The sequence below is a fragment of the Paragemmobacter kunshanensis genome (genome assembly GCF_011059185.1).
GTDB lineage: Bacteria > Pseudomonadota > Alphaproteobacteria > Rhodobacterales > Rhodobacteraceae > Paragemmobacter > Paragemmobacter kunshanensis.
This window is the reverse complement of the sequence record NZ_JAALFE010000019.1, coordinates 78,844-85,058: the sequence shown is the minus strand read 5'-3', so window position 1 is coordinate 85,058 and position 6,215 is coordinate 78,844. Positions and strand designations below refer to the sequence as shown.

The window sequence follows — 6,215 nt, the reverse complement described above, 5'->3', positions numbered from 1 at the left end:
GCCGTCAACGCCATGATTTATATGCGAAATATCACGATTACGACAGCGAAATCAGCGACTTACTTGGAGAATGTGGGATGAAGGGCCAGCGACCGAACCAGCGGCCGACCGCGCTGATCTTTCAGAACCTGGCGCTGTTTCCCCTCATGTCGATCTGGGAGAATATCTCCTTCGGGCTGGAGGTGCGTGGTGTCGACAAGGCAACCCGCCGCGCCAAGGCCGAGGAATTGCTGAGACTGGTCGATCTGCCCGATGCCGCGGACAAGATGGTAAGCCAGCTTTCCGGCGGGCAGAAGCAGCGGGTGGCCATCGCGCGCGCCCTGGCGGTGGAGCCGCAGGTGATGCTGCTGGACGAGCCGCTTTCCGCGCTGGACCTGAAGCTGCGCCAGCACATGCGGGCCGAGTTGCGCGCGATCCAGAAGCGGACGGGGGTGACCTTCATCTACATCACCCATGACCAGGGCGAGGCGCTTGCCATGTCGGACCGGGTGGGGGTGATGAGCCAGGGGCGCATCCAGCAGATCGCCGATCCGCGTGAGATCTACAACAATCCGGTGAATGGCTTTGTTGCCTCTTTTGTCGGTGAAAACAATGTGTTCGCCGGTGACATTGGCACGGTAAGCGAAGGTTTCGCGAACCTTTCCACACCGCATGGCACCTTCCGCGCCCGGATGGCGCCGGGTGTTTCCGGCAAGGGCGTGAAGCTTTATGTCCGGCCGGAACACACGATCATCACCGAAAACCAGCCGGCCGAGAATGCCATCCACGGACGGGTGGAAGAGATCTCCTTCGAGGGCAATTTCATCGCCGTTCATGCCGTGACCGACAGCGGGATGAAGATGGTGGCCGAGTTGCGCAACGACGGCACCTCGCCCGTTCCGGCCATCGACACGCAGGTCTGGATGAGCTTCGACGCCGCCCGCGCCGCCATCCTGCCCGACGCATCGACGAGGGCCTGATCCATGCAGGACCTACTCCGCCGCTATGGGCCGGTTCTGACGGGGTTCATCATCCTGATCGTGGCCTTCTGGCTGCTGATCCTGGTGATCATCCCGAACATCACGCTGTTCGAAAGCTCGTTCCGGCCCTATCTGCCGGTGTCCGAGATCGGCGGGCCGAAGGATACCTATTCGCTGAACAACTATCTGAAGGTGTTCAACGGATCCATCGAGACGTCGTTCCTGGGGCTGAGCTTTCAGGTTCCCGTCCATGTCCTGACCTTCTGGCTGACGATCTGGTATTCGGTCGTGGTGACGGCGCTGTGCTTTGCACTGGCCTATCCGGTGGCCTATTACATGGCCAAGATCGCCAATCCCCGGTCGCTGCCGACGCTGACGCTGCTGCTGTTCGTGCCGCTTTGGGTATCCGAGGTGCTGCGGGCCTTTGCCTGGTGGATCATCCTGGCCTTCAAGGGGCCGCTGAATTCGCTTTTGCTGTTCATCGGTGCCATCGACAAGCCGATCCGCTGGATCACCGATTATGACGCTGTGATGATCGGGCTGGTCTATACCTATATCCTGTTCATGCTCTTCCCGCTCTACAACGCCATCTCGTCGCTGGACACGAACCAGATCGAGGCGGCCGAGGATCTGGGCGCGCCCTGGTGGAAGATCCATTGGCGGATCGTGCTGCCCCATGCAAAGCCCGGGGTGGCATCGGGGGCTGTGATGGTGTTCATGCTGTCTGCCGGTTCCCTTCTGGTGCCGTCGATCCTGGGATCGACCACGTCGCAATGGTTCACGCAGACCATCCAGCAATGGATGAACGATGCGCTGGATTGGAATACGGCCTCGGCCTATGCCTTCCTTCTGCTGTTCCTTTGCACGGCCTTTGTCAGCCTTGTGATGTGGGTCTTCCGCGTCAAGCTTTCCGATATCGCGAAATGAGGGGGATGGACTGATGTACAAGTTCCGCCAATCCCTTGCGCATCTCTACATGGGCGCATTCCTGATCTACCTGCTGATCCCCCTTCTGGTGATGGCCGGCGCGGCCTTCAACGATTCAAAGCTGCCCTCGATCGTGCCCTGGCGCGGCACGACGGGGCGGTGGTTCGTGGAACTGGCCGGGGATGAGCGGATGTGGCTGGCCTTTCGCAACACCCTGCTGGTGGCGGTGGCGGTGGCCTTGCTGGCGATTGTCGTGGGGACTGCGGCGGCCATCCTGATCAACTCCATCTCGGGGCGGGTTCGGACGGTGATCTACGGGATGATGATTTCCACGATCCTAATCCCCGGCGCGGTCATCGGCATCTCGACCCTGCTGATGTGGAACAAGATCGGAGTGCCGCCCGGATTGCATCTCTCGGTGCTGGGTCAGGTCAGCTATATCGCTGCAATGGTTATGCTTTTGGTGCTGGCGCGGTTGCAGAGTTTCGATCCCGCGCTGGAGGAGGCGGCGCTGGATCTGGGGGCGAGTCATGGGCAGGTGATGCGGCGGATACTGTTGCCGCATCTTTATCCGGCGATCGGGGCCGGGGCGGCGGTGGCCTTCTTTCAGTCGATCGAGAATTTCAACGTCACCCAGTTCACGCGGGGCGGGGCGGATACGCTGACGGTCTATGTCTTTTCCAAGGTGCGCGCGGGAATTACACCTACGATCAATGCCTTGGCCGTCATCATGATCGGCATCACCATCGTGGCGGCGATCCTGTATGAGCTGCGCAGACGCCGGATCGAACGCATGATGGCGCGGGTGTCGCCCGAATAGGGCGGCCCCTTTTCGCCGCTTTTCCCCGGAAAGGGCATGTCAGCAGCCGGTGCAGACGGCTGGTGCAGACGGCTGTGCATACGCACGCTGCACGCATGTCCTGTTAACCATGCCGGCCGACCCCGGCCCGGGCGGCCCGGCTAGTGCCAGCCCCGGGGGCCGTTCGACCAGAGGGCCACGGCATCGGGCTGGAACCGGCCAGAGGTATCGGCGCGGAAATGGGTGATCGAGGCCCCGCCGCCCGGCGCGAGGTCGATCAGCGAGAAGGCATTGCCATCGCCGCGCCTGCGGGTGGAAAGGCAGGTGCCCGCCTGCACCGACAGAAGGCCCGGCGCTTCGGGGATCGGGGCGACATGGGTGAAATGCAGATGCCCCGACAGCACCATTTCCACCCCCATGGCGACCAGCGCCTCGCGCGCCTGCCCTGCCCCGCGCAGCGAGGCGGGTTCCGACCGGGGGGGCGAGGGCGGATGATGCATGGCCACGATCCGGCGGCGGTCGCCATGGCGGGCAAAGAGGGCTGCCAGATGGTCAAGCTGGGCCTCGCGGATGCGGCCATCCTTCCAGGCATGGGGATCGGCGGTGTTGATCCCGGCGATGACGGCATCGGGGGTGACGATCTCGGCCTGAAGCGGCAGGGCAAGCCCGCGCCGCCAGTCACGCCAGGGATCGAACAGCCGCAGCGGCAGGTTCCAGAGCGGCGCATCATGATTGCCCGGGATCACGAGGCGCGGCCCGGGACAGGCGGCGAGAAAGCGCCCTGCCGCCGCATATTGCGACGGCAGGGCGCGCTGCGTCACATCGCCGGACAGGACAACGGCATCGGGGCGCAGATCGGCCAGGCAGGCGGCCAGCGCCGCGACAAGGGCGGGCTCTTCGGTCCCGAAGTGGGGGTCGGACAGATGGGCGATGCGCGTCATGTGGTGACGCGATCCACGGCGTCGGGGATGATGATCGACAGGGCATCGGGCCGGATCTCGAATTCCAGCGGGGCCAGCATGCGGCGCTTTTCCCCATCGAAGGCCACGCGGGGGCGGCGGCGCGGGGTGCGGATCGTCAGGCTGTGGGCGCTGAAGAGTTCGACATCGGTACCCGCGACAAGGCGCTTGCGGGCAAGGTGGAAGGCCAGCTTGATCAGGTGCCAGCGCGTGCCCGAGCGGGCGACGAAGACGGCGAAGCGGTCATCGCTGATGATGTCGGCCCCGGAAAGGCCGAAGCGTTCCAGCTGATAGGCCGAGCGGGCGATGAAGATCAGCGGGGTGCGCAGGCTGCGCGTGCCCTCTTCGGTTTCGATGGTCATCCGGGGCGTGCGCTGGGCACGGATGATCGTGGCAAGGACCGTCCAGTAGGCCAGGATGCGAAAGCGGCCGTAGCGGGCATACATCGCCTCGCGCTCCGACAGGATGCGGGGATAGAGGCCGAGGCTGACATTGTTGAGGAAAAGCTGATCATTCACCATGCCCACGGAGATGCGGTGGGGGTGGCCTGCGAGGATGGCGCGGGCCGCGGCCTCGGGGTCTTCGGAGAGGCCCAGCCCGCGCGAGACGAAGTTGAAGGTCCCGAGCGGCAGGATGGCGAGATTGGCCCCCGTGCCGATCAGGGCCTGTGCGATGCCGGTGACGGTGCCGTCGCCCCCGGCGGCGACGATGGTGGTGAAGCCGTCGGCAAGGGCCTGTTTCACCGCATCGGCGAAGGTCTGGCCTTCGGTCAGGCGGCGCAGGGGGACATCGGGGCCGAAGACGGCCATGGCCTTGCCGATCGCGCTGCCGTCGCGGCTGGCGCGGCCCGATCCGGGATTGGCGAGGACGCACAGGCTGTGGCGATCAACGGGCATCCGGGGAAGATAGCCGGATGCCAGACGGTTGGAAGGGGTGTTTCGACGGCTTCACCCCTTTGTCAGGGCGTCGAAGAGGCGGGCCACGCCTTCGGCGCCGGGATCGTTGAAGCCTGCCAGCTTGTCCGCCGTGAGATAGGAGGCGCGGCCTGCCTTGGCCCGCGTCATGGCGGCGGTGGCATCGGCCCCCTTGCGGGCAGCGGCGGCGGCGGCGGGCAGGCCCTGCGGGAGGGCGGCGAGTGCCGGGGACAGCGCGTCGATCATGGTGCGATGGCCGGGGGCGGCCCCGCCCACCTGCATCACCCGGTCAAGCCCGGCGGAAAGCGCGCCGATCCAGTCCTTGCCCGAGGCCGAGGCATCGCCCGCGGCGGCGAAGAAGATCGCCAGCAGCACCCCGGAGGAGCCACCCATGGTCTGTGACAGTTCGATCCCGATGGCGCGGTAAAGCTGCGTCGGGTCGGCAAGCGGCAGGCGATCCAGCGCCGCATGAAGCGCCCGCGCCGCCCCGGCAAGGGTGGAGCCGGTATCGCCATCGCCCGATTTGGCATCGAGCGCGTTCAGATCGGCTTCGCAGGCCACAAGGGCCTGGCAGCAGCGTTCGAGCAGGGCGCGATGGGCGGGATGGGGCGAGGGGACGGGCTGGATCGGGGCCAGCCCATCGGGCAGCGGGCGCAGGTCCGGGGGCGCGAGCCTGGCCAGTGGCGGCCAGGCGGGTGGCGCGGCGGGGGCGGCAAGATGGGCCACCTCTTCGCCCGTGACAGGCAGGAGCGAGACGGAAAATCCGTGCATGTCGAGCGAGGTCATCAACGGGGCGGGGCCGATCATCCATTTCACCCTGCCCCCCAGCGGGGAGCGGGCGAGTTCCTCGGCCAGGACCGACATTTCGAGGGGGGTGGTGGAGCCGAGATTGTTCAGAAGCGCGGCGTGGTCCCCTGCCCCGACATGGGGAAGGAGGCGGTCCACCACCATGGCCATGGCGGCGCGGGCACCCGAGAAATCCACCTGTTCCACCCCGGCCTCGCCATGGATGCCAAGGCCAAGCTCGGCCTTGCCCTGACCGATGCGGTCTTCCTTGGGCGATCCGGGCACGGTGCAGGTATCCAGCGACATGCCGATGGAGATGGCGCCTGCGATGATGCGCTGGGCGGCGGCGGTGATGGTGTCGAGATCGGCCCCGGCTTCGGCCATGGCGCCGGCGATCTTGTGGACGAAGAGCGTGCCCGCGACGCCGCGTGCCTGCGGCAGATCGGGCAGCGCCACATCGTCATCGACGATGACCATCGAGACCTTAAGCCCGAAGGCGCGGGCGCGTTCGGCAGCAAGGCCGAAATTCAGCCGGTCGCCGGTGTAGTTCTTGACGATCAGCAGGCAGCCCGCCTTGCCGGTGACGGCCAGTATCCCGGCCAGCACGGCATCGACGGACGGGCTGGCGAAGACATCGCCGCAGACGGCGGCGGTCAGCATGCCCTGCCCCACGAAGCCCGCATGGCTGGGTTCATGCCCCGACCCGCCCCCCGAGACGAGGGCGACCTTGGACCTGTCCCAATCCGCCCGGACCGCGACCTTGATATGGGGATAGCCGTCAAGCCGCGCGAGACGCCCGTTCGAGGTGCGGATCAGGCCATCCAGCGCCTCGGTGACCAGGGTTTCCTTGCTGTTCATGAACTGCTTCATG

The 6,215-nt window shown here is 65.8% G+C and carries 6 protein-coding genes; 3 read left to right on the top strand and 3 right to left on the bottom strand.

Features of this window, described 5'->3' with window-relative positions; translation table 11 throughout:
- The 3 genes from G5V65_RS17110 to G5V65_RS17100 all read left to right on the top strand — a co-directional run.
- A partial coding sequence (locus G5V65_RS17110; protein ID WP_165052461.1) for an ABC transporter ATP-binding protein occupies positions 1–959 on the top strand: 959 nt, incomplete at its 5' end.
- A 3-nt stretch (positions 960–962) separates the two neighbouring features.
- Positions 963–1,886 (top strand): ABC transporter permease, encoded by a 924-nt coding sequence (locus G5V65_RS17105; RefSeq protein ID WP_165052459.1) that lies wholly within the window; start codon positions 963–965, stop codon positions 1,884–1,886.
- 13 nt (positions 1,887–1,899) lie between these two features.
- Complete coding sequence (locus G5V65_RS17100) at positions 1,900–2,706, top strand: ABC transporter permease (RefSeq protein ID WP_165052457.1); 807 nt, start codon at positions 1,900–1,902, stop codon at positions 2,704–2,706.
- Positions 2,707–2,846: 140 nt separating this feature from the next.
- On the opposite strand, the gene G5V65_RS17095 is transcribed toward G5V65_RS17100, so the two are convergent.
- The 3 genes from G5V65_RS17095 to G5V65_RS17085 are packed head-to-tail and all read right to left on the bottom strand — an operon-like array spanning position 2,847 to position 6,214.
- Entirely contained in the window at positions 2,847–3,626 is a 780-nt protein-coding gene (locus tag G5V65_RS17095) for a metallophosphoesterase family protein (RefSeq protein WP_165052455.1), read from the bottom strand.
- Entirely contained in the window at positions 3,623–4,540 is a 918-nt protein-coding gene (locus tag G5V65_RS17090; RefSeq protein ID WP_165052453.1) for a diacylglycerol/lipid kinase family protein, read from the bottom strand. Before G5V65_RS17090 ends, G5V65_RS17095 begins: the two co-directional genes overlap by 4 nt.
- Positions 4,541–4,591: 51 nt before the next feature.
- On the bottom strand, positions 4,592–6,214 hold the full coding sequence (locus G5V65_RS17085; protein ID WP_165052451.1) for a dihydroxyacetone kinase subunit DhaK: 1,623 nt from the start codon (positions 6,212–6,214) through the stop codon (positions 4,592–4,594).
- Position 6,215: the final 1 nt, after the last annotated feature.